General features: G+C 71.2%; 13 protein-coding genes. 12 read left to right on the top strand and 1 reads right to left on the bottom strand.

The genetic code is table 11. The features are described from left to right. The first annotated feature begins 28 nt into the window (after positions 1-28). From ORI60_RS25390 to ORI60_RS25355, 8 genes are all read left to right on the top strand, one after another. Positions 29-1,087 carry a FecCD family ABC transporter permease gene (locus ORI60_RS25390; protein WP_266040543.1) on the top strand — a complete coding sequence of 353 codons (1,059 nt, stop codon included), beginning with the start codon at positions 29-31 and terminating at the stop codon, positions 1,085-1,087. Further along, the gene (locus tag ORI60_RS25385) at positions 1,084-2,148 is read left to right on the top strand and encodes a FecCD family ABC transporter permease (RefSeq protein WP_266040382.1); all 1,065 of its coding nucleotides are present in this window, start codon (positions 1,084-1,086) and stop codon (positions 2,146-2,148) included. Before ORI60_RS25390 ends, ORI60_RS25385 begins: the two co-directional genes overlap by 4 nt. A gap of 29 nt (positions 2,149-2,177) precedes the next feature. Then, positions 2,178-3,011, top strand: coding sequence for an ABC transporter ATP-binding protein (locus tag ORI60_RS25380; protein WP_266040381.1), 834 nt, complete (start codon positions 2,178-2,180; stop codon positions 3,009-3,011). Positions 3,012-3,105: 94 nt separating this feature from the next. Beyond that, the gene (locus tag ORI60_RS25375; protein ID WP_266040380.1) at positions 3,106-4,134 is read left to right on the top strand and encodes an iron-siderophore ABC transporter substrate-binding protein; all 1,029 of its coding nucleotides are present in this window, start codon (positions 3,106-3,108) and stop codon (positions 4,132-4,134) included. A gap of 41 nt (positions 4,135-4,175) precedes the next feature. Next, positions 4,176-5,972, top strand: a complete 1,797-nt coding sequence (locus tag ORI60_RS25370) for an ABC transporter ATP-binding protein (RefSeq protein WP_266040379.1) — start codon at positions 4,176-4,178, stop codon at positions 5,970-5,972. 29 nt (positions 5,973-6,001) lie between these two features. Beyond that, positions 6,002-16,822: a non-ribosomal peptide synthetase gene (locus ORI60_RS25365; RefSeq protein ID WP_266040378.1), complete on the top strand. Its 10,821-nt coding sequence runs from the start codon at positions 6,002-6,004 to the stop codon at positions 16,820-16,822. Next, complete coding sequence (locus ORI60_RS25360; protein WP_266040377.1) at positions 16,809-18,500, top strand: ABC transporter ATP-binding protein; 1,692 nt, start codon at positions 16,809-16,811, stop codon at positions 18,498-18,500. The genes ORI60_RS25365 and ORI60_RS25360 overlap by 14 nt, the downstream gene beginning before the upstream one ends. Then, entirely contained in the window at positions 18,497-19,453 is a 957-nt protein-coding gene (locus ORI60_RS25355) for an alpha/beta hydrolase-fold protein (RefSeq protein ID WP_266040376.1), read from the top strand. The genes ORI60_RS25360 and ORI60_RS25355 overlap by 4 nt, the downstream gene beginning before the upstream one ends. A gap of 273 nt (positions 19,454-19,726) precedes the next feature. On the opposite strand, the gene ORI60_RS25350 is transcribed toward ORI60_RS25355, so the two are convergent. Continuing rightward, on the bottom strand, positions 19,727-20,059 hold the full coding sequence (locus tag ORI60_RS25350; protein WP_266040375.1) for a YciI family protein: 333 nt from the start codon (positions 20,057-20,059) through the stop codon (positions 19,727-19,729). A gap of 169 nt (positions 20,060-20,228) precedes the next feature. On the opposite strand from ORI60_RS25350, the gene ORI60_RS25345 reads away from it, so the two are divergent. The 4 genes from ORI60_RS25345 to ORI60_RS25330 all read left to right on the top strand — a co-directional run bounded on the left by ORI60_RS25345 (position 20,229) and on the right by ORI60_RS25330 (position 24,672). Continuing rightward, positions 20,229-21,302, top strand: coding sequence for a hypothetical protein (locus tag ORI60_RS25345; RefSeq protein WP_266040373.1), 1,074 nt, complete (start codon positions 20,229-20,231; stop codon positions 21,300-21,302). A 2-nt stretch (positions 21,303-21,304) separates the two neighbouring features. Beyond that, entirely contained in the window at positions 21,305-22,447 is a 1,143-nt protein-coding gene (locus ORI60_RS25340; protein WP_266040372.1) for a toxic anion resistance protein, read from the top strand. A gap of 70 nt (positions 22,448-22,517) precedes the next feature. Continuing rightward, positions 22,518-24,119 carry a substrate-binding domain-containing protein gene (locus tag ORI60_RS25335; protein ID WP_266040371.1) on the top strand — a complete coding sequence of 534 codons (1,602 nt, stop codon included), beginning with the start codon at positions 22,518-22,520 and terminating at the stop codon, positions 24,117-24,119. Continuing rightward, a complete protein-coding gene (locus tag ORI60_RS25330) occupies positions 24,106-24,672 on the top strand; it encodes a hypothetical protein (RefSeq protein WP_323055939.1) in 567 nt (188 codons plus the stop codon). The genes ORI60_RS25335 and ORI60_RS25330 overlap by 14 nt, the downstream gene beginning before the upstream one ends. Positions 24,673-24,760 lie beyond the last annotated feature (88 nt).

Here is a 24,760-nt window from a genome sequence, read left to right as displayed (position 1 = left end):
GCGGGAGCTACCGTAGCCCGTTGTGAGCATGGTCGTGGAGCAACGCGGGCGCGAGGCCGCACCGCCCGGGCAGAACCCGCACCGGCGGCGCCGGCTCGGGCTGGCGGGCCTGCTGGTGCTGCTGGCCGTGATGGCGGTGGCGTCGCTGGTGATCGGCACGCGCTCGCTCACCCCGGCCGAGGTGTGGCAGGGGTTGTTCGGTGATCCCGGCGACGACCAGCGACTCGTCGAGATCACGCTGATCGTGCAGACGCTGCGCGTGCCGCGGACGGTGCTCGCGGTGGTGGCGGGCCTCGCGCTCGGCGTCGCCGGCGCGCTGATCCAGGGCCACACCCGCAACCCCATCGCGGACACCGGGCTGCTCGGCGTCAACTCGGGGGCGTCCTTCGCCGTGGTGCTCTCGGTCTACCTGTTCGGCCTGCAGAACCCGGTCCACTACACGTGGTTCGCGTTCCTCGGTGCCGCGGTGGCGGGTGTGGTGGTGTTCGGGCTCTCGAGCCTCGGGCGCGGCGCGGGCAACCCGCTCACGCTCGCGCTCGCCGGGCAGGGCGTCACGGTGTTCCTGGCCGCGATGACGACCGCCGTCGCGCTGGGCGACAAGCAGACGCTCGACGTGCTGCGGTTCTGGAACGCGGGTTCGGTGCAGGGCGTCGGGTACGACGTGATCGCGGTCTCGGCGATCTTCATCGGGGTCGGCCTCGTGCTGGCGGTGGTCAACCTGCCGGTGATCAACCTGCTCAACCTCGGTGACGACGTCGCGCGCGGCCTCGGCGTGAACATCGCGTCCGGCCGCACCGTCGGCGTCCTGGCGGTCACGCTGCTCGCGGGCGCGGCCACGGCGGCGTGCGGGCCGATCGCGTTCCTCGGCCTGATGGTCGCGCACGTCGCCCGGTGGTTCACCGGCCCGGACTACCGCTGGCTGGTGCCGTACGCGGGACTGCTCGGCGCGACCGTGCTGCTCCTCGGCGACATCGCGGGCCGGCTCGTCGCGCGTCCCGCCGAACTGCAGGCCGGCATCGTCATCGCACTCATCGGCGCCCCGTTCTTCGCGGTGCTGGTCTGGCTCGGGAAGTTCAGGCAGGCATGACCATCGCACCGGAAGCACCCGAAATGCACCGCGGTCTCCGCGTCGGCCGCTGGTCCTGGGTCTGGCGGCCGTGGACCGTGCTCGTCACGGTCGTGCTGGCGGCGCTGACGTTCCTGATCTTCTGCGTGTCGGTCGCGATCGGCGACTTCACGATCGAGCTGCCCGCCGTGTTCAGGACGCTCATCGGGCAGGGCGAGCGGGTCGACGAGTTCGTGATCATGGACCTGCGGTTGCCCCGCGCGCTGGTCGGCGTCATCGCCGGCGTCGCGCTCGGGATCTCCGGCGCGCTGACCCAGTCGATCGCCCGCAACGCACTGGCCAGCCCGGACGTGCTCGGCATCACCGGTGGCGCGAGCGCCACGGCGGTCTTCATCGTGACGGCGGGCGGCGGCGCGGCGATCGGTGGCGCGGTCGGGCTGTCCACGGCCGCGCTCGTCGGCGGGCTGCTGACCGGCCTGCTCGTCTACTTCATGGCGTGGAAGAAGGGCATCGACGGGTTCCGGCTGATCCTCATCGGCGTCTCGGTCAACGCGGTCATGCAGGCGCTCACCACGTGGCTGCTGGTGCTCGCCGACATCCGCGACGTGGCCCGCGCGCAGCGGTGGCTCGTCGGGTCTCTCGACTCGCGGTCGTGGACCGAGGTGTGGGCGTCGCTCTGGGTCATGGTCGTGCTGGTCGTCGTCGTGCTGGTCGTCGCCTTCCAGATGCAGCCCATGCACTTCGGCGACGACGTCGCCGCGGGTCTCGGTGTGCGCTACTCGGTCGTGCGCGCCGTGCTCCTGCTCTGCGCGGTGCTGCTGGCCGGTGTGGCGGTCTCCGCCGCGGGTCCGGTGCCGTTCGTGGCGCTGATCGCGCCCCAGATCACCATGCGGCTGCTGCGCTCGCCCGTGCCGCCGGTGATCGCGTCGGGGCTCTTCGGCGCGCTGCTGCTGATCGGGTCGGACCTGATCGCGCGGACCGTGCTGCCCAACGACCTGCCCGTCGGCGTCGTCACGGCCGTCATCGGCGGTCCGTTCCTCGTCTACCTGCTGGTGCGCTCGAACCTCCGACGCGCGGCCTGAGGTAAGCCTCCATTAAGTAAGGTTGGCCTATGACCGCGCTGCGCAACCATGCCGCCCGACTGGGTGCCGAGGGCGTCACGGTCGGGTACGCCGACCGGGTCGTGCTCGACAACCTGGACGTCGCCATCCCGACCGGGGTGATCACCACGGTCATCGGGCCCAACGGCTGCGGCAAGTCGACGTTGCTGCGGACGCTGTCCCGGCTGCTCAAGCCGCGCCAGGGCACGGTGCTGCTCGACGGCGCCGACATCGCGCGGCTCAAGACCAAGGACGTCGCGAAGAGGATGGGCCTGCTCCCGCAGACCCCGATCGCGCCCGAGGGACTCACGGTCGCCGACCTGGTCGCCCGCGGCCGTCACCCGCACCAGAGCTGGGTGCGCCAGTGGTCGAGCGACGACGCGGACGTCGTCGCCGAGGCGTTGCGCATGACCGGCGTCGCCGACCTCGCCCACCGCCCGGTCGACTCGCTGTCCGGCGGTCAGCGGCAGCGCGTGTGGATCTCGATGACGCTCGCGCAGGGCACCGACCTGCTGCTGCTGGACGAACCGACGACCTACCTCGACCTCGCGCACGCGATCGACGTGATCGACCTCGTCGACGACCTGCACGAGGGCGGCTGCACGATCGTCATGGTCCTGCACGACCTGAACCTGGCCGTTCGCTACAGCGACAACCTGATCGTGATGAAGGCGGGATCGATCGTCGCGCAGGGGCATCCCAGCCAGGTGATCACGAGCGAGCTGCTGATGGACACGTTCGGCCTGCAGGCGAAGGTGATCGACGACCCCGTCAGCGAGCGCCCGTTGATCGTCCCCATCGGCCGGACGCATGTGGTACCGAAGAGTGACCAAGACCTTGGTTAGCCTGCCCTAACCGGGTGATAAGGTTCGGCTGTCCTAATTTCCCCCGCCGCGTGGGCAGCGAAGAACGAGGTGCCGAATGGGCCAGAGAACGACCATGACCTGGAAGCGACTGACCGCTGTGGCAGCAGCCGCAGTCGTCGGTGCCAGCGTCCTCGCCGGGTGCGGTTCTTCCACGCCTGAAACGACTCCGGGATCGAACACCGCCGCCGGCGGCACGTTCCCGACGAAGGTCGAGCACTTCTTCGGCACGACGGAGATCAAGGAAGCGCCCAAGCGCGTCGTCTCCCTCGGCTACACCGACGAGCAGACGCTGCTGGCGCTCGGCGTAGTCCCGGTCGGCATGGTGGACCAGTACCCGAACCCCGAGGGCAAGTCGCCCGACATCAACACCCAGTGGGCCTGGGTGAAGGACAAGTGGGGTTCGACCACGCCCGAGGTCGTCATGAAGAACGGCGACACCGAGCCGAACTTCGAGAAGATCGCGCAGCTGCGCCCCGACCTGATCGTCGCCGTCTACTCCGAGGCGACCCAGGAGTGGTACGACAAGCTCTCCAAGATCGCCCCGACCGTCGGCCGCACCAAGGAGGAGAAGGAGCCCTTCTCCGCCAAGTGGCAGGACAACGCGCTGCAGATCGCGAAGGCGGTCGGCAAGGGTGACGAGGGCGCCAAGGCCATCAAGGCGATCGACGACAAGGTCGCCGAGGCCAAGAAGGCCAACCCCTCCTGGGCGAACGAGACCGCGGTCGTCGCCTCCTGGTACAAGGACGCCATCGGCCCGTTCGCCACGACCGACGTGCGCGGCCAGGTCCTCACCGGCCTCGGCTTCAAGGGCAACACGAAGGTCGACGAGCTCGCGGCGGGCAAGTTCTTCGTGTCGTTGTCGCCCGAGCGCATCGACGTGATGAACGTCGACCGCATCTTCATCATCAACGACGAGGCGGACCTGAAGGCGCTCAAGGGTTTCGAGCTCTTCAACAACCTGCCCGCGGTCAAGGCCGGCAAGGTCCACTACATCCTCGACAGCGAGGGCCCGGCGGTCGGCGCCGCGATCTCGCAGGCGACGCTCGCGTCCATGCCGTACGCGGTGGACGAGCTCGTCAAGGCAGCCAAGTCGGTCGGCTGACCTCCTTCTGACACAACAGTTCCAGCGAAAGGCCTCCCCTCGTGACCACGAGCTTGTCCGGCGCGCCCGCGAAGATCCTGCGCACGGCGTCCGGGCGGGAGGCCTCCCGCTGGCTGCTCGACCACTGCCGCTCCGCCCCCGTCCTGCCGATCGCCACCGTGGTGGCGACGGTGGCGGGGGCGGTGCTGCAGATCGTCCCGGTGTTCCTGCTCGGCACCGTGGTGGACGGGATCGTGCAGGGGCGCGACGCGTCGATCCTCTGGTCGATCGGCATCGCGACCGTCGTCTCGGCACTCGCCGGGGCGGTCATGACCGCGTTCTCGACCTACCTCGTCGGCCGGGTGGGCGCGGACATGCTGGCGCGGCTGCGGGAAGGCGCGGTCCGCGCGGTGCTCGGGATGCCCAGTGCGCGCATCGAGGAAGTCGGCCGCGGTGACGTGCTCTCGCGAGTGGGCGACGACGTCGCCGTCATCTCCAAGGGTTTCCGCACGGCGATCCCCACCATCTTCTCCGCGGTGGTCCTGGTCGTCATCGCCACCGCCGGGATGTTCGGGCTGGACTGGCGGCTCGGTCTCGCCGGAGCCTGCGCGCTGCCCGCCTACTGGCTCGCGCTGCGGTGGTACCTGCCGCGCTCGCAGCCGCTCTACCGCGCCCGTTCCGAAGCCCAGGCCGATCGCGCGCAGGCGTTGATCAGCGGCCTCGACGGCATCGCGACCGTGCGCGCCTACCGCCTGGAGAACGCCTTCCGGGACAAGGTGACCGCGGAGTCGTGGCGGGTGCGCAACATCGGCATCGAGGTCTTCCGGTTCTTCGGCCGGTTCATCGGACGGGAGAACCGCGCCGAGTTCATCGGTCTCGGCCTGATCATCGTCGTCGGCTACCTCCTGGTCACCAACGGGCAGTCCTCGCTGGGCCAGGTCTCCGTCGCGGCGCTGCTGTTCCACAAGTTGTTCGTGCCGCTCGGCCTGATCATGGCTTTCTTCGACGAGGCGCAGAAGTCCGGTGCCGGGCTGACGCGGCTGGTCGGCGTGCTCACCGAGTCCGACGGCGACGAGCTCGTGCGCAGCGCGGTGGCCGTGGACCCCGACGCGCGGCCGCTCCCGGTGTCGGTGCGCGGGCTTTCCTTCCGCTACCCCGAATCCGAGCACGACGTGCTGCGGGACGTCGACCTCGAGATCCCGGCGGGAACGTCGCTGGCGCTCGTCGGCGCGACCGGGGCGGGCAAGACGACGCTGGCGGCGCTGGTCGCCGGGACCGGCACGCCGCTGACCGGATCCGTGCACATCGGCGAGTCCGACCTCGCGACCCTCGATGAAGCGGGAGCCCGTGCGCTCGTCAGCATCCTGACCCAGGAAGCGCACGTGTTCGCCGGCCCGCTGGCCGAGGACCTCCGGCTGGCCGCACCGGACGCGACCGACGACGAGCTGGTGGACGCGCTGCGCACCGTCGGCGCGGACACCTGGGTCGAGGCGCTGCCGCAGGGCCTGCAGACCGAGGTCGGTGAGGGCGGCGAACGGCTCGACGTGACCAAGATCGCCCAGATCGCGCTGGCCCGCCTGGTGCTCGGCCGCTCCCCCGTCGTGGTACTGGACGAGTCGACGGCCGAGGCCGGCAGCCAGGGTGCCGCCGCGCTGGAACGAGCCGCGCTCGCGGCCTGCCGGGGCCGCACCACACTCCTGGTCGCGCACCGCCTGACCCAGGCCATCGCCGCGGACCGGATCGCCGTTCTCGACGCGGGTCGTGTGCTGGAACAGGGAACTCACGAAGAACTTGTCGCGCGTGACGGGCGTTACGCGGCACTTTGGGCCGCTTGGCGATTCGGAACGACAAATACTTAGGTTAGGCTACCTTCACCGATCGTGAAGGGATGGCTGAGTCGTCGATGGAACAGATGGCCGAGCACGACGTACTTCTTTCGACCGCCCGGATCGCCTCCGTCCGGCGCCGTGCCGGTGAGTACCCCCAGCGGACCATCGCCGTCGCGAGTGCCGTCGCCCTGCGCCACTGGGCCATCCCCGGTTTCGCGGTCGACGGCTTCGAGCTCACCCCCGCGACGTTGTTCAGCGACCTGCTCGTGTGGGCCGACAAGGGCCAGAACTCCGATGTCACCGAACGGCCCGGCGGCTGGGCGATCCCCGTGCCGCACGGCGTCGACCTGGTTGAGGCGCAACGGGTCCTGGACGACCTGGCCGAGTTCCCCAACCGCACCCTCGGCACGCTGACCTCCCAGACGATCGACGAGCGGCTCGCGGACCTGGCCCGCTGGAACGACAACGAGTTCCCGCGCGACCGCCCGAGCATCGTCGAGCTGTTCCGGGAGCAGGCCCGCGAGCGCCCGGACGCCGTCGCGATCAACGACGGCGACCGCGCGGTCACCTACGGCGAGGCGCTGGCGCGGTCCAACCAGCTGGCCCGCCACCTGATCACCCGCGGCGTCACCACGGAACAGGTCGTCGCCATCTCGTTGCCCCGCTCGGCCGAGATGGTCATCAGCCTGCTCGCCGTGCTGCAGGCGGGGGCCGCGTTCGTGCCGCTCGACCCGCAGTGGCCGGCGTCCCGCCGCGAGTCCGTGATCACCGACGCGCAGGTCGTCCTGCTCCTGGGCACCGGCCAGGAGCAGGAGCCCGAGCCCGAGGCCGTCGCGGTCGACCTCGACGACTGGGCTTTCGGCGAGCACTCCGCCGAGCCCGCCGACGTCGCGATCCGCGGTGCGCAGCTGGCGTACGTGATGTTCACGTCCGGCTCGACCGGCCGCCCCAAGGGCGCGATGATCCGGCACGAGGCGATCAGCGAACGCCTGCTGTGGCAGGTGAACCAGATCCTCCACTTCGGACACTCGGACGCGTCGCTGTTCAAGGCGCCGCTGTCGTTCGACATCTCGATCAACGAGATCTTCCTGCCGCTGGTGTGCGGCGGCCGGACCGTCGTCGTGCGCTCCGGTGGCGAACGCGACCCGCACCACCTGCTCGCGACCATCGCCCGGCACCGCGTCACGTTCGTGTACCTGGTGTCGTCGATGCTGGACGTCCTGCTGAACATCGCGGGCGACGGCGAGCTCGCCAGCCTGCGGCACGTGTGGTGCGGCGGCGAGGTGCTCACTCCTGAGCTGTACGAGCGGTTCCGGACGCAGCTCGACATCCCGATGTACCACGGCTACGGCCCGGCCGAGGCCACGATCGGCGTCTCGCACGTGATCTACCGCGGCGAGGCCGAGCGGCTGTCGACGTCGATCGGCAAGGCCAACCCCAACACCGACCTGTACGTGCTGGACGACCAGCTGCGTCCGTGCCCCGCCGGAGTCGGCGGTGAGCTGTACATCGGCGGGTTCCTGCTGGGACGCGGCTACGTGAACGCGCCGGGGCTCACGGCGTCGCGGTTCGTCGCGAACCCGTTCGCCACCGACGGGTCGCGCCTCTACCGGACCGGTGACCTGGCGCGGTTCGCGCCGGACGGGTCGCTCGACTTCCTCGGCCGCGTCGACAACCAGGTCAAGATCCGCGGCATGCGGCTGGAGCTGGAGGACGTCGAGGTCGCGCTCGCCGAGCACCCCGGGGTCCGCCACACCTGCGTGGTGGTGCGCAAGAACTCCGCCGGCGGCAACTACCTCGTCGGGTACGTCGTGCCCTCGGACGAGGGCCTGACACCGGACGCCGTGAAGCAGTGGGCGACCGAGCACCTCGTCGAGTACATGGTGCCCGCGCACGTCGTGGTGATGAGCGAGTTCCCGTTGACCCCCAACGGGAAGCTCGACCGCCGGGCGCTCCCCGAGCCCGTGGTGGAGACCGGCCCGGTGACCGCCGCCGCCAACGACGACGAGGCCGTGATCTGCGCGGCCGTCGCCTCGGTGCTGCGGGTCGAGCAGGTCGGCGCGGACCAGGACTTCTTCGAGCTGGGCGGCGACAGCATCCTCGCGATCTCGTTGCTCAGCGCCCTGCGGGCGGAAGGCGTGTTCGTCACCGCCACCCAGATCTTCGTCAACCGCACCCCGCGCGCACTCGCCGCCGTCGCGTCCCGTGACGGTGCTTCGGCGGTCGACCACGACGACGTGCCGACCGGCCCGGTGGCGGGTCTGCCGATCGTGCAGTGGCTCGGCGAGACCACGGACGCGATCGACGGGTTCGTGCAGTCGGTCGTGCTCAACACCCCGGCCGAGCTGACTCCCGACGCACTCACGCAGATCCTGAACGCGTTGGTCGAGCGGCACGACATGTTGCGCGCCAAGCTCGTCCGGGGTGAACGCTGGTCGTTCGACATCCCGGCCGACGGACACGCCCTCTGGGAGCAGAGCGATGCCCCGCTGGAGGAGTGCGTCGCGGCGGCCACCGAAGGGCTGAACCCGGACGCGGGCATCATGCTGCGCGCGGTGTGGCGGCCATGGGCGCGGCAGCTCGTGCTCGTGATCCACCACGTGGTGATCGACGGTGTCTCGTGGCGCATCCTGTTCGACGACCTCGCGCTGGCGTGGCAGCAGGTCTCCTCCGGCGCGGCCGTGGAGCTGCGCCCCGTCGGCACGTCGTTCCGGCGCTGGACCCAGTTGCTGGAGCAGGCGTCGTTCTCGGCCGACCGCGCGTACTACGAGCGCGCGCTGCCGGGCGTGGACCAGCTGCTCGGCCGGCGTGAGCTGACCGACGCGGATGTCGTCGCGGGCGAACAGGTTCGCACGGTCACCGTCGGTTCGGCCGCCACCGCCGCGTTGCTGAGCGACGTGCCGGCGTTGTTCCACGCAGGAGTCAACGACGTGCTGCTGACCGGCCTCGCGGTCGCGCTCGCCCGGTGGCGGCGCGACAACGGCCAGGACCAGACGTTCGCGCATGTCGAGCTCGAGGGCCACGGCCGAGAAGGCCGGTTCGTGCCGCGCGACCCCGACCTGTCGCGCACCGTCGGCTGGTTCACGACGCTGTTCCCGGTGACGGTCGACCCGGTCGACGTCGACGACCTGGGCGCGGCTTTGAAGCGCGTCAAGGAAGACCTCGCCAGGGTGCCGAGCAACGGCGTCTCCTACGGCGCCCTGAAGTACCTGGGCGGCGAACGGTTCGACGCGTCGCGCCCGCAGGTGCTGTTCAACTACCTCGGCCGGTTCGCCGGTGGCGCGAACGGGGACTGGCAGCTCGCGGAGAACGCCGGTCAGCTCGGCGAGAAGCGCGACCCGGCGATGCGGCTGCCGCGCGCCCTGGAGTTCAACGCCTCCGCCGAACCCGGTGCCGACGGTGAGCTGGAGCTGGTCACGGTCCTGTCGTGGCCGTCCGGGGTCTTCACCGACGCCGACATCGCCAGGATCGGCGAGTACTTCGTCGCCGCGCTGGAAGGCCTGGCGGAGCTCACCACCGGTGGCCACTCCCCCAGCGACTTCCCGTTGCTGCCGCTCACCCAGGCCGACGTCGACGCCCTGGACTCCCCGGCGTTGCGCGAGATCCTCCCGCTGACGCCGTTGCAGGAAGGCCTGTACTTCCACTCCGTCTTCGACGACGACTCCGCGCACCGGTACGTCGAGCAGCAGCTGCTGACGCTGACCGGCGCCGTCGACGCCCGGCGGCTCGAGGACGCGGCGGCGCGGCTGTTCGAGCTGTTCCCGAACCTGGCCGCGCGGTTCGCGAGCCTCGCCGACGGCAGGGTCGTGTCGGTGCTGGAGTCGGGTGTGCGGCCCGTGTTCACCACGGTGAACGGCCAGGGCATGTCCGACGAGGAGGTCCAGGAGCTCGCCGAACGCGACCGCGTCGCCGGGTTCGACCTCGCGACCGGTCCGCTGATGCGCTTCACGCTGGTGCTCACCGCGCCGCAGCGGTACGTCCTGATCCAGACCGTGCACCACATCATCGCGGACGGCTGGTCGGTGCCGCCGATGCTGCGCGCGTTGCTGGCCGAGTACGACGCGCCGGGATCGGTGCACGTGCGCGGCAGCTACTCCGACTACGTGCGGTGGCTCGTCGAGAGCGACGCGGAGGAGAGCGACCGGGTCTGGGCTCGCGAACTGGAGGGCCTGGCCGGGCCGTCCATCACCGTGCCGGACCACATGCCGTCCGAGCGGTTCGCCGACATGACCGCGGACGCACCGTCCGATGTGGACGAGCGGGTGCGGGCGGCCGGGGTGTCGCTCAGCGTCGCCGTGCACAGCGCGTGGGCCGTGACGCTCGGCGGGATCCTGGGCAGCCAGGACGTCGTGTTCGGCTCGACGGTGTCGGGCCGCGACGCCGACGTGCCCGGCATCGACGAGCTCGCCGGCCTGTTCATCAACACCATTCCCGTGCGCGCCAGGTGGTCCGGTGACACGACCGCCCGCGAGCTGCTGGACGCCGTGCGCGAACACCAGACCGCCGTCCTGCCGCACCAGCACGTGTCGCTGACCAGGATCGGCAAGCTCGCCGGCGCCGGATCGCTCTTCGACACGCTCGTGGTGTTCGACGTCGCGACCGACGTGACCTCGCTGCGCAGCGACTCGTTCGCCATCGCGGACGTCGTCAACGAGGGCGCGCCGCACTACCCGCTGACCCTGGTGGTCGCGCGTCGGCACGACGGCTCGCTGTGGTTCAACCTGGTGCACGACACCGCGGTCATCCGCCCGGCGGGAGCCCGCCGGATCGTGGAGACGTTCACCGGCACCCTCACCGCCCTGCTGGCCGGCGAGGAGCTGCCGGCGCCGAAGGGCGCCGGCTCCGCCGAGGTCGAGCCGGCCACGCTGGCCGAGCTGGTCGACGCGGCCGCGGACCGCTCACCCGGCGCGCGGGCCGTCACGTTCTGCCGGATCGACGGTCCCTCCGAAAGCCTGTCCTACGGCGAGCTGGCCGAGGCGAAGAACCGGCTGGCCCGCGTGCTCGCGAACGCCGGGGTCGAGCCGCACCGGCGGGTCGCGGTCGCCGTGCCTCGGTCCCTGGAACAGGTCGTCTCGCTCGTCGCGGTCGTGTCCGCCGGTGGCGCGTACGTGCCGCTGGACGCGGCCTACCCGGACGACCGGCTCGAGTACCTGATCTCCGACACCGCGCCGCAGGTCGTCCTCGTCGCGCCCGAACAGCGCGACCGCTTCACCGCGATCGTCTCCCGCGCGGGCGGCGCGGCACGGGTCGTCGCGATCGGCGACGAGGTGCCCGGTACCGGCGTGATCACCCCGGCGTCCTGGGAACACCCGGCGTACGTGATCTACACGTCCGGGTCGACCGGCAAGCCGAAGGGTGCGGTGGTCTCGCACCGCAACGTGGTGATGTACCTCGCGAACGTCCAGCCGGACGTGGAGTTCGGTCCCGACGACGTGATTCCGCTGTTCCACTCGTTCTCGTTCGACTCCTCGGTGCTGGAGCTGTGGGGCGCGCTGACCAACGGCGCCGAACTGGTGGTGCCCGATCGCGGGCTGACCCGCTCGCCGGTCGACTTCCACCGGCTGGTGCGCGAGCGCGGCCTCACCTACGTCGTCCAGACGCCGTCGGCGTTCTACCAGTTCATCGAGGCGGACAAGCACTGCGAGCCGGTCACCTCCGTGCGCCGGTTCTCCATCGGCGGTGAGCTGCTGGAGCTCAGCCGGTTGCGCGACTGGGTGGCGCGGTACGGCACGCGCCGGCCGGAGCTGATCAACACCTACGGCCCGACCGAGTCCACCGTGTACACCTCGCGGCACGTGCTCGACGACTCCGACTTCGAGCCCGGCCGTGCCGACGGCTGCCCGATCGGCACACCCGTGCCCGGCCAGCGGACCTACGTGCTCGACGACCGGTTGCGGCCGGTCGGGCCCGGTGTCCCCGGCACGCTCTACCTATCCGGCCCGCAGGTCTCGTACGGCTACTCGAACCGGCCGGGGCTCTCGGCGAGCCGCTTCGTCGCCGACCCGTTCGCGGGCGACGGGTCCCGGATGTACCACACCGGTGACCTGGCGCAGTGGAACCTCGACGGCGAGATCGAGTTCCTCGGCCGCAGCGACGACCAGGTGCAGCTGCACGGCTTCCGCATCGAACTGGGCGAGGTCGAGGCCGCCGTCCGCGAGGTCGCCGGCGTGGTCGACGTGGCCGTGACCGTGGCGGACACGGCCGACCACCTCGTCGCGCACGTCGTGGGCACCCCGGCCGCCGACATCACGTCGGTGCTCGCCGCGAAGCTGCCCCAGCACATGGTGCCGCAGCGGGTCATCCCGCTGGACGAGCTGCCGCTGAACGTCAGCGGGAAGCTGGACCGCGCCGCGCTGCGCGCACGCGCCCGCGAGGACGCAGCACCGGACGGCTCGCCGGTCGTCGCGGCGGACACCTCCGTGCTCGACGCGCTGGTCGAGATCTTCCGCTCCGCCCTGTCGTCGTCCGATGTGGATGCCGACACCGACTACTTCGCCGCGGGCGGTGACAGCATCATCGCGATCGGCGTGGTCAACCGGGCCAGGGCGCTGGGGGTGAGGTTCTCGCCTCGCGACATGTTCCTGCACAAGACCCCGCGAGCGCTTGCGCAGAAGTTCGCCGCGCGGACCGCGGAGCAGACGGCCCCGGCCCCCGAGGAGATCTCCGACGGCCCGGTCGTACCGACGCCGATCGTGTTGCGGCTGCGGGAAGCCGGTGGGTCGCTCGACCGCTTCGCGCAGGCCAGGCAGCTGGAGTGCGCGAGCCTGGAGAACGCCAGGCGCGCGGCGAACGCCGTCGTGGCGGCGCATCCCGCGTTGCGCCTGCGCCTGAACACGGACCACGGCGTGTGGTCGCTGCGCACCGAACCCGCTGCCGAAGCAGACGTCGTGGTGTCGGCCGACGACCCGCAGGAGGCCGCCGAGGCCGCCGCGGACCGGCTCGACGCCGAAGCCGGTGTCATGGCGGCGTTCACGTGGCTGGAGAACAGCCGCACGCTGGTCGTGGTGGTGCACCACCTCGCGGTGGACGCCGTGTCCTGGATGATCCTGCTGGAGGACCTCGCCGTCGCGATGCGCGGGAACGAACCGGCGCCGGTGACGACGTCGTTCGCCTCCTACGCCGCGGCGTTGGCGCTGAACGCCCAGTCCGGCGGCGACCTGCGCCGGTGGGTCGAGACGCTCGACGCCCCGGTGCTCACGCCGCAGCTCGGTGCACGGCGCGAGGTCACCGTCACGCTGGCCGCCGACATCACCGGCCACGTCGTGCGGACCGCGCCGACGGCGCTCGGCATCGGGCTGACCGAACTGCTGTGCGGCGCCCTGCGGACCGCCCTCACCGAGATCCAGAGCACGCCGACGGACCTGGTGATCGACCTCGAACGGCACGGCCGCGTCCCCGCCGCCGAGCACCACGACTACACCCGCACGGTCGGCTGGTTCACCGCGGTCGCGCCCGTGAGGCTCAGCGCCGCCACCGATCCGGTCGCGGCGGCCCTGGAAGTCGTCGCGCGGCAGCCGGACGAGGTCGCGCACGTCGGGTTCGGTCAGCTGCGCTACCTGAACCCGCAGACGGCACCCGTGCTGGCCGCGTTGCCCGCTCCCCAGGTGCTGTTCAACTACCTCGGCCGCGGCAGCGAGTCGCAGGCGCTGCACGTCGATCCCGAGAACCGGCCGAGCCCGTACGCGGTCGAGGTCAACTGCTGGGTCGACGCCACCGGCTCGCTGCGCGCCACGTTCGGGCTGACCGAGGACGTGTCGGACGAGATCGCGGCACGGTGGCTGATGGCACTGGAACGGATCGCGGACGCCTCGGTGACCGTGCGGCGCACCGCGCCGGTCTCACCGCTGCAGCGCGGCCTGTACTTCCAGGCGGAGCTGGCCGGGAGGTCCGGGCAGTACGTGGCGCAGAGCTTCTTCGCGTTCGACCGGCGCCTCGACCCCGACGCGCTCGGCAAGGCGCTCGCGCACGTCATCGCGAAGCACCCGGTCGTCGGTGCGGGCTTCGAGTCCGACGAGAACGGCACGCCGGTGCAGGTGCTGGGAGTCAGCGGCCCGGTGCCCGTGCGGACCGTCGACGTGCTGAACGAGGACGCCGTCGAGGCGTTGCGCGTCGAGGACCGCGCCACGGGCTTCGACCTGACGTCGCCGCCCCTGGTGCGGCTGACGGTCCTGCGGCTGCCGAACGGCCACGACAGGCTGCTGTTCACCAGCCACCTGCTGCTGTGGGACGGCTGGTCGCGCGGGATCGTGCTGGACGACCTGTTCGACGCCTACCGCGCGCTCCTCGCGGGCGAGACCGTCGACTCGACGCCCGCCACGCCGAGTTTCGAGAGCTACACCCGTGCCCTGGCCGGGAAGGACGCCGAGGCGGCGCAGCGGTTCTGGGCCGGCTACCTCTCCGACCTCCCCGGCCCGACGCTCCTCGGCGGAGGGTCCACTTCGGACTCGCTGCCGGCCAAGATCGTGCGGACACTGCCGGTCGAGGCCTCCCAGCGGGTGCGGGAGACCGCGCGCCGGTACGGCGTGACGGTGAACTCGGTGGTCACCGGTGCGCTCGGGCTCGTGCTCGGCCGGGAGACCGGCCGCGGCGACGCGGTGTTCGGTGTGACGGTGTCCGGACGTGAGCAGGAGGGCACCGAGGGCATCGTCGGCGTCCTGCTGAACACCGTGCCGATGCGGGTGACCGCGCGGCCGCACGACACCGTGGGCGAGTTCCTGGCGTCCGTGCAGGCTTCGCGGGTCGCGACGATGGAGCACGAGCACTTCGGGCTCGGTGAGATCCAGCGGGCGAGCGGCCACGACGAGCTGTTCGACAGCCTGTTCGTGCTGCAGAACTTCCTCGACGACGACACGTTCACCGAGTTCAACGCGAAGAACGGGATCACCGCCCACGAGGCGGAGGACTCGACGCACTACCCGTTCACGTGGGTCGTGACGCCGGGCGAGGAGCTCACGGTCAAGGTCGAGTACCGGCCGGACGTCACCGACCCCGCGTTCGCACAGCGGTTGTTCGACGGGTACCTGCGGGTGCTCGACGAGCTCACCCGCGCGGACGGGCTGCTCGGCTCGGTCGGCGGTTCGGTGGTCACGCCGGAGCTCAACCCCGCCAACGACTTCGGCGACCTCACCGTGGTCGACCTGTTCGACCAGGCGGCAGACCGCAACCCCGGCCGGGTCGCACTCGTGGCGCACGGCAGGACGATGACCTTCGCGGAGCTGCGCGACCGGAGCCGGCACCTCGCCGGGGTGTTGTCCGGCAAGGGGATCGGCGTCGAGACGTCGGTCGCCATCGCGGTGCCGCGGTCGATGGACTGGGTCGTGGCGCTGTTCGGCATCCTGCGCTGCGGCGCGGCGTACGTGCCGCTGGAGCTGGACCACCCGGACGAGCGGATCGCCGCGATCATCGACGACGCGCGGCCGTCGTTGGTCATCACGACGAGCGCGGTGGCGCCGAGGATCCAGGGCACCACGTTCAAGCTGGACGAGCCGTGGCCGGACGCGGAGCCGGTGACCACGTTCGCGCCGGACGACCCGAACAGGCTCAAGCACGCGGCCTACACGATCTACACCTCGGGCTCGACGGGCAAGCCCAAGGGCGTCGTGACCGAGTACGCCGGCCTGACCAACATGCTGGTCAACCACCAGCGGCGGATCTTCGAGCCGGTGCTGGCCGAGCACGGGCACCGCACGTTCCGGATCGCGCACACCGTGTCGTTCGCCTTCGACATGTCGTGGGAGGAGCTGCTCTGGCTCGCCGACGGCCACGAGGTGCACATCTGCGACGAGGAGCTGCGCCGGGACGCGACCGGGCTGGTCGAGTACTGCCTGCACCACGAGATCGACGTCATCAACGTGACGCCGACCTACGCGCAGCAGCTGGTGGCCGAAGGACTTCTGGGCGCCGAGCACAAGCCGGCGCTGGTGCTGCTGGGCGGTGAGGCGGTCACGCCGACGCTGTGGCAGCAGCTCGCGGACACCCCCGGCACGATCGGCTACAACCTCTACGGGCCGACGGAGTACACGATCAACACGCTGGGCGTCGGCACGTTCGACTGCGTCGACCCGGTGGTCGGTGTGGCGATCGACAACACCGACGTCTACGTCCTCGACCCGTGGCTGCGGCACGTGCCGGACGGCGTTCCCGGTGAGCTCTACGTGTCGGGCGTGGGCATCGCGCGCGGCTACCTCGGGCAGCCGGGGCAGTCCGCCGAACGGTTCGTGGCGTGCCCGTGGGTGCCCGGTGAGCGGATGTACCGGACCGGTGACCTGGTGATCCGGCGCCCGGACGGCAACCTGCTCTACCTGGGCCGCACGGACAAGCAGGTCAAGATCCGCGGCCACCGCGTCGAGCTGGGCGAGGTCGAGGCGCGGTTCGCGGCGCATCCGGGCGTCCGGTTCGTCGCGGCCGTCGCGCAGGCCGACCCGCAGGTCGACGGCGCGCACCGGCTCGCGGCCTACCTGGTCCTGGCCGACGGCGCGGACATCCCGTCGATCGCGGCGGAGGTCGGGGCCGGTCTGCCGGACTACCTGCGGCCGTCGCACTACGCCGCCGTGGACGCGATCCCGCTCACGGTCAACGGCAAGGCGGACACCGCGGCCTTGCCCGAGGCCCGTCCGCTCGGCACCCTGATGACCAAGACCGAGGACCGCGAGCTGACCGAGACCGAGACGCTCGTCCGCGAGATGTTCGCGGAGGCGCTCGATCTCGACGAGGACGAGGTGGGCATGGCGAGCGGCTTCACCGACCTGGGCGGGCACTCGATGCTCGCGGTGCGGCTCATCGGTCTGCTCCGCCGCGAGTTCGGTCCCGTCGTCACGATCCGCGACCTGCTGTCCCTCTCCACCCCCGAAGCGATTGCGCGCCACGTTGACGAACACTGAAGTCCGCACCGGCAAGGAGATCCTGCGGATCGCCTTGCGCCGCAACCGAGGCGCCATGGCGTCCGGGACCCTGCTCATGGGGTCCTACCAGGCCGCCGAGACCGCCGTGCCCATCCTGCTCGGCGTGATCGTCGAGTACGCGCTGCGCGGGGGTCGGCTCAGCTCCCTCGGGCTGGCGCTGCTCGCGCTCGGTCTCGTGATGGCCACGGTGTCGTACTCGTGGCGCTTCGGCATGCGGATCCTGCAGAAGGCGAACACGACCGAGGCACACCGGTGGCGGGTCGAGGTCGCGAACCGCGGCCTGCAGCCGGTGGCGCGCGAGGTCGACCTGAAGTCCGGCGAGGTTCTCACCGTCGCCACCGAGGACGCCGACCAGACCGCGGACATCATCGAGGTGGTGCCGCTGCTGGTCAGCGCGCTGGTGTCGGTGGCCATCACGGGTGTCGTGCTGGTGGTGATCAGCGTGCCGCTGGGCGTGCTGGTGTTCGCCGGCACGGCGGCGATCCTGACGGTGCTCAGCGTGATGTCCCGGCGGATCGGCAGCAACACCCAGGTGCAGCAGGCGAAGGTGGCGCGGGCCGGGGCGAAGGTGTCCGACCTGATCGCCGGACTGCGGCCGCTGCACGGGTTCGGCGGCAGCTACGCGGCGTTCCAGGCCTACCGCCGGGTGAGCACCGAGGCGAAGCAGCAGTCGATCGTCGTGGCGCGGGTCAACGGCGTCTACGCCGGGCTGGCCCTGGCGCTGAACTCGTTGCTGGCGGCGGCGGTGACGCTGTGGGCGGGCCTGCTGACGTTCCAGGGCGAGATCACCGTAGGCCAGCTGGTGATGGCGGTCGGGCTGGCGCAGTTCCTGATCGAGCCGCTGAAGCTGTTCTCGGAGATGCCCAAGTACGTGATGATCGCGCGGGCCTCCGCCGAACGGATGGCGCTGGTCCTCGCCGCCCCCGCGCGGATGACCCCCGGTGTCGAGGAGGTCGTCTCGGAGAGCGGGCTCGAAGTCGCGGGAGTCACGCACGGAACGTTGCGGGACTTGACTTTCTCGGTGCAGCCCGGTGAGTTCGTGGCCATCGCCGCCTACCAGCCGCAGGCCGCCGCCGAACTGGCCGCCGTGCTTTCCGTCGACGTGCCTCCGGCCTCGTACGCGGGCGTGGTCCGGGTGGGCAAGCAGGACGTCGCGTCGCTGACGATCGAGAGCGTGCGCACCCACCTGCTGGTCAACCCCTCGCACCACGAGGTGTTCGCGGGAACGTTGCGGGAGAACGTCGACCCGGCCGGCACCAGCACGTTGGTGGACGAGGCGGTGTCCGCCGCGATGCTGACCGACGTCGTGGCCCTGCACTCCGACGGCCTCGACTACGCCGTGCGCGACCGGGGAGCGAACCTGTCCGGCGGGCAGCGGCAGCGGTTGTCGCTCGCGCGGGCGCTGGCCGCGAACCCGGAGATCCTGGTGCTGCACGACCCGACGACGGCCGTCGACGCGGTGACCGAGCAGCTCATCGCCCGCAACCTGACCGAGCTGCGCCGCGGCCGGACGACGATCGTGATCACGAGCAGCCCGGCGCTGCTCGACGTGGCCGACCGGGTCGTCGTGCTGGACGGCGGCACGGTCGCGTCCGAGGGCACCCACCGCGAACTGCTCGGCCGCGACTCCTCCTACCAGCTGGCGGTGGCCCGATGACGAGGTTCGAGTGGCGTGGAGGCCCTGCCTCCCTGCGGTTCGAGAGCGTCCTGGACCCGGTCGAGCTGACGCACGAGGAGGACGACCTCTGGTCCGCCGAGGTCGAGATGCCGGACCGGCTGCGCGTGACCTACCACTTCCTCTCGGAGGGCGAGGAGCACGCCGACCCGTCGAACCCCGCCGGGGCGGGCCCGAACCGGTCGATCTTCAGCACGCCGGACCTGGAGCCGCAGCCGCACTGGCCCGTCGTCGGACCGGACGAGGTGCTGGACGTGCCCTCGCTGCGCATCAGGTGGAACGGTGCGCTGGGGCGCAAGACCGTTCGCGTGCACCAGGGCGGTGAGCCGGTCGTGCTGCTGCTCGACGGCGACGACTGGATGTACGCGCATCCTGCCGTGGCGGCGTTCGAGTCGGCGGTGAAGAACGGCGAGATGCCCGCCGCGACGCTCGTTTTCCTTCCCACGCCTCGTGATCGTGATGCCGAGTACAGCTCTTCCGCGCTGTGGCAGGCGATTCGGGACGAGCTGCTGCCGTTGCTCGCCTCGAACGGCGTAGCGGTGGACCTGTCCAGGTTCGTGGTGGCCGGGCAGAGCCTGGGCGGGCTCAGCGCGTTCCGGGCCGCGCTGGACTTCCCCTCGCTGGTGACGCGGGTGGCGTGCCAGTCGGGGTCGTTCTGGTGGAAGCGCGACCTCCCTCAGCACGGCCTGTCGCTCGACGGCCCGGCAGGTGGCGAGATCGCGGAACGCCTCGGGGCGCTGCCGGACCTGTCCGGGCTGCGGGTCGCGTTCGACGTCGGCGAGCACGAGCCGCGGATGCACCGGCACTGCTCGGCCGTGGAAGAGCTTGCGGCGCAGGCGGGTGCGACGGTGCGGGTGAACCGCTCCCCCTCCGGCCACGACCGCGCCGGCTGGCGGCACGCGCTGGTGCGCGACGTCGCCTGGTTGCTGAGCTGACCGGGAGCCGGTGCGCGGACCGGCTCCCCGCGGCCCGACCAGGCTTCCGTTGCCGCGCCGGTGGTCGGCGAACGCGTCCAGGGCGAACACCGGCGCCGCCACCGCTCGCGAAGTCGTCCAGGGCTTCGGAGAGAGATCCCGGAGCGTCGTTCACGGCCGACGCGGGCGATCCCACGCCCAGTCCCGGTCGTGAGCCACGGGATGCCGTGGGGCACGCATCGGCAGGGCGGCTTCACGGACCCGTTCGGCCACAGGTGGTCCGCGGGGGACCGCTCACCCCTCGGCTGACTCGAGCGGCCACACCTCGACGACTCCGCGGGCGACCGCGCACGGAGTCCCCGCCACCATGCGGACGGCCTCGTCCACCGAGTCGGCCTCGATGATCGCGAAGCCCGCGATCGGGAGGTCGGACCTGAGGAACGCCCCCGGCTTCGTGGTCGTGCCGGTGTTGCCCGGATTGCGCACCTGCACGGGCTCCCCGGCGATGCCCATCTCCACCCCCTGAGCGCGCAGGCGGGCGTCGTGCGCGTGTGCCTCGTCCCGAACGGCCGCCGCCGTCCGGTCGTAGTCCGCACGCTCTCCGTAGCCGATCGTCACGAACTTCATCGCTGACCTCCACTGTCCGGACTCTTCGTCCGTACCGACCGCCCCTCGGCCCGGAACTCATCGGTGCGTTCATCGACTGTTCACCTCACGATTGCGACGACCCACCCGGAAACGGCGTCGAAGTGACGAAAGATCTGTTCTCCGGCAGGGCTTTTCGTAGAGGTGGACAGTGAAGAGAACGCTCGGCACAGGTCTCGCGGTCGTGCTGCTGCTCGGCGTCGTGACGGCGATCGTCCTGGGGCAGGGGTCCGGCGAACAGGCCCAGCTCCAGACCGTCCGCGGTGTGATCGGCTCGGAGAAGCTCGCCTTCTTCGCCGACCAGCGGGTCAGGGACGTGTTCGCGAAGCACGGCCTGAAGGTCGAGGTGGATCCGGCCGGGTCGCGGCAGATCGCGACGGCGACGGACCTGAACTCGTACGACTTCGCCTTTCCCTCCTCGGCGCCCGCCGCCGAGAAGATCCAGCGCGACCGCAAGGCCGCGCGGACGTACGCGCCGTTCTCGTCACCGATGGTGGTCGCCACGTTCGACCCGGTCGTCGACCTGCTGACGAAGGCCGGGGTGGTCAAGACCGGGCCGGGCTACCAGACGTTCGACGTGCAGGCCTACCTGGAGCTCGCGGCCAAGGGCACGCGCTGGGACCAGCTGCCGGGCAACACGGCCTATCCCGCGCGCAAGAACCTGCTCGTCACGACGACCGATCCGCGTGACTCGAACTCGGCGGCGATGTACCTGGCGATCACGTCGTTCGTCGCCAACGGCGGGGTGGTGTCGTCGCAGGACGCCGAGGCGAAGGTGCTGCCGGCGGTGTCGAAGCTCTTCCTGGACCAGGGGTACACGCAGAGCAGCACCGAGGGGCCGTTCGAGGACTACCTCTCCGCGGGGATGGGCAAGACGCCGCTGGTCCTGGCGTACGAGGCGCAGTTCGTCGACCGGGTGGTGCGGGGCGACTCGTCGGTCCGGCCGGACATGAAGCTGCTCTACCCGGCGCCGACCGTGCTGTCCAAGCACACGCTGGTGCCGTTGCGCGAGACCGGTGACCGGGTCGGGCAGCTGCTGCAGAGCGACGCCGAACTGGGCAGGCTCGCCGCGACGTTCGGGTTCCGCACGGCCGACCCCAGGCACTTCAACGACATGACCAAGGAGAAGAACCTGACCGTGCCGCAGACGATCGTGGACGTCGTCGAGCCGCCCGCGCACGAAACCCTGGAGCGGATGCTCGAGGCGATCGCGAAGCAGTACTGACGATGAACGACTTCGTCCTGACACCGCCGGATCCCGTCGAGCCCGTGCCGGTCGGCCGCGCGGCGGGGCTCATCCCCGTCGCCGACGAGACCAGGGGTGAGCTGTCGGCGCGCGCCGAGGCGTTCGTCTCGGCCCTGGGCGCCGCCGACCCGCGGTCACCGGACTTCAGCCGGATCGCCGACGAGGCACTGGTGCTCGGCGAGGAGGAGATGCGGCTGGCGGCGCAGATCGCGGGCCGCCTGCTCGACCGCACGCTCGCGTCCGTCTCGTCACCGCACGGCGCGCAGGTCTCGACGAGCCTGGCCGAGCTGCGGCGCTCCGTCCGCGAGCTCGACCCGCAGGACCTGAGCAGGCTGACCGGCCGCAAGATCCTCGGCTTCCTGCCCGGCGGCAACTCGGCCCGCGGCCTGCTGGCACGACTGCGCGCGGCCGACGAGCCGCTCAACCGCATCGTGCTGAAGCTGAGGTCCGGCCAGGACGCGCTGAAGCGCGACAACGCCGCCATCAAGGGCGAGCGGCAACGCCTGTGGGACCTGATGACCGCGCTGTCGCGGGACGCCGCGCTGGCCGCCGAGATGGACGAGGCCGTCGAACGGCAGGTCGCGATCCTGGACCTGTCCGACCCCGCCCGCGCGCAGGCGTTGCGCGCCGACGTGCTTTTCGGCCTGCGGCAACGGCACCAGGACCTGCTGACCCAGCTGGCCGTGTGCGCGCAGGGCTACCTGGCGCTGGACGTGGTGCGCCGCAACAACGACGAGCTGGTCAAGGGCATCGAGCGGGCGGTCGGCACGACCGTCACCGCGCTGCGGATCGGCGTGGCGGTCGCGGCGGCGCTGGCGGGCCAGCGCGAGGTGATCGACCAGGTGGACGCCGTGCGCGGCCTCACCGACTCGATCCTGCGCTCGAACGCGGCGCTGGTGTCGTCGCAGGGCGAGGAGATCCAGCGCATCGCCTCGACCCCGGCCGTCGGCATCGAGGCGGTGCGGACCTCGTTCGACCAGATCTACGCGGCGATCGACGCGGTCGACACCTTCAAGGCCCGCGCGGCCGACTCCCTGTTCAGCACGGTCTCAGCGCTGGACACCGAGATCCGGCGCGCCCACGACCACCTGAGCCGGGTGCGGGAGAGCGGGGACCAGCCTTGACCGGCCGCACCCGCGCCACTCCCCCGCCCGCTCGACCCCTGAGCCATCAGCGCGACTCCCAGGAGCCAGCATGATCCGCCGCCTCGTCCCCGCGGTCGCCGTCGTGGCGCTGCTGGCGGGATGTTCCGACTCGACCGATCCGGACAGACCCGTCGGCGACGCCGCCCCGGGCACCCTGCGCGTCCTCGCGGGCAGCGAACTGGCAGACCTCCAGCCGATCCTCGACGAGGCCGCCAAAGCCACCGGCATCAGCGTGAAGTTCAGCTTCACCGGCACCATCGAGGGTGCCGAGAAGGTCGCGAGCGGCGCGGCCGAGCAGGGCTTCGACGCGGTCTGGTTCTCCTCCAACCGCTACCTCGAACTCGTGCCGGAGGCGCAGAAGCGCCTGGGCACGCCGGCCAAGGTGATGTCGTCCCCCGTCGTGCTCGGCCTGCCCGCGGAGAAGGTGAAGGAACTGGGCTGGGACGGCAGGCGCGTCGGCTGGGCGGAGATCGCCGAAGCCGCGGGCGCGCAGAAGTTCACCTACGGCATGACCGATCCGTCCGCCTCCAACTCCGGGTTCTCCGCGCTGGTCGGCGTCGCCGCGGCGCTGTCGGGTTCGGGCTCGGCGCTCGACGCGGCACGGATCGACGCGGTCGCACCGCAGCTCGAGCAGTTCTTCTCGGCCCAGAAGCTGTCGGCGGGCTCGTCCGGCTGGCTGTCCGAGGCCCACGCGCGGCGCGCCACGGGTGAGGATCCCGGCGCCGAGGTGGACGGCCTGATCAACTACGAGTCGGTGCTGCTGTCGATGCCGCAGCCGTTGACGCTGGTCTACCCGAGCGACGGGGTGGTGACGGCCGACTACCCGCTCACGCTGCTCACGTCGGCGTCGTCGGAGGCCCGTGAGGCGCACCAGAAGCTCTCCGACCACCTCAGGAGCGCCGACGTCCAGCGCAAGATCATGGAGACCACGCACCGCAGGCCCGCCGTGCCGCAGGTGCAGCTGGACGGCCGGTTCGCCGTCAGAGACCTCGTGGAACTCCCGTTCCCCGGCAGTCAGTCCGCTGTGGACGGTCTGATCACCACGTACTTCGACCGGTTGCGCCGGCCGTCCCGCACGCTCTACGTGCTCGACACGTCCGGCTCGATGCAGGGCGACCGGATCGACGGCCTGCGCCAGGCGCTGGTCGGGCTGACCGGCGCCGACGAGTCGCTGGCCGGGAAGTTCAGCCGGTTCCACGGCCGCGAGCAGGTGACGCTGCTGCCGTTCAGCAGCAGTGCGCGGCCGGCGCTGAAGTACGAGGTGCCGCAGGACGATCCGCGTCCCGTCCTCGACCAGATCCGCACCACGGCCACGAGCCTCGACGCGTCCGGTGGCACGGCGATCTACAGCAGCCTCCGCGGCGGGTACGCCGTGCTGCGCCAGCAGATCGACGCCGATCCGGACCGGTTCACGTCGATCGTGCTGATGACCGACGGCGAGAACACCGGCAGCGAGGGCATCACCGACTTCCAGCTGTTCCACCAGAGCCTGACGCCGGACCTCAAGGGCATCCCGATCTTCCCCGTCCTGTTCGGCGAGAGCGCCACGGCCGAGATGGAGCAGGTGGCGAAGATGAGCGGTGGCAAGGTGTTCGACGCTCGCAGCCGTTCGCTCTCGGCCGCCTTCAAGGAGATCCGTGGCTATCAGTAGGTACCTGGCCTCCTGGAGGAACCTGGCCGGCTGCGCGGGCGGGCTGATCGGCCTCGTCCTGCACTTCGCCGGCCTCGCCGGGTCGTACTGGATCGCGGTCGTCATCGGCCTCTACGGCGTCGGCGCCCTGGCCGCGCCACCCGAGCGGATCACCCTGGTGACCGACCCGGAGGAGGAAGCGGGCGCGCTGCGGTCCGAACTGGACGCGCTGGTGGAGCGGGTGCGGACGTTCCGCGTGCCGGACGAGGTCGTGCCGAGGATCGCGGAGGTCGCCGAGGTGCTGCGCGGCATGCTGGACCGCCCCCGCGCCCTGCGCGCCGACCCGGACGCCCTGCACGCCGTCACGAGGCTCGTCGGCACCGACCTGCCGCTGTCCGTGCAGACCTACCTCAACCTGCCGCGGTGGTACGCCGCCGCACGGGGTTCCGGCACGGAACTGGTGCGGCAGCTGGACCTGCTGCACGCCGACGCCGTCCGGACCGCGGAACGGTTCCACGCGGCCGACGCGCAACGGCAGGCCGACCACACCCGCTACCTCGAGGACCGCGAGTAGCTCCGCGACGGTCCCGCGTCAGGCGCCGCAGGAGCTGAACCGGAAAACTTCACCCCTGAATGCGTCTCGACCGCGTACGTGCCGGTCG

It is taken from the genome of Lentzea sp. NEAU-D7 (genome assembly GCF_026242055.1).
In the GTDB taxonomy this organism is placed as follows: domain Bacteria; phylum Actinomycetota; class Actinomycetes; order Mycobacteriales; family Pseudonocardiaceae; genus Lentzea.
Note: the sequence above shows the minus strand (reverse complement) of the source record. Positions and strands in the feature narration are given on the sequence as shown.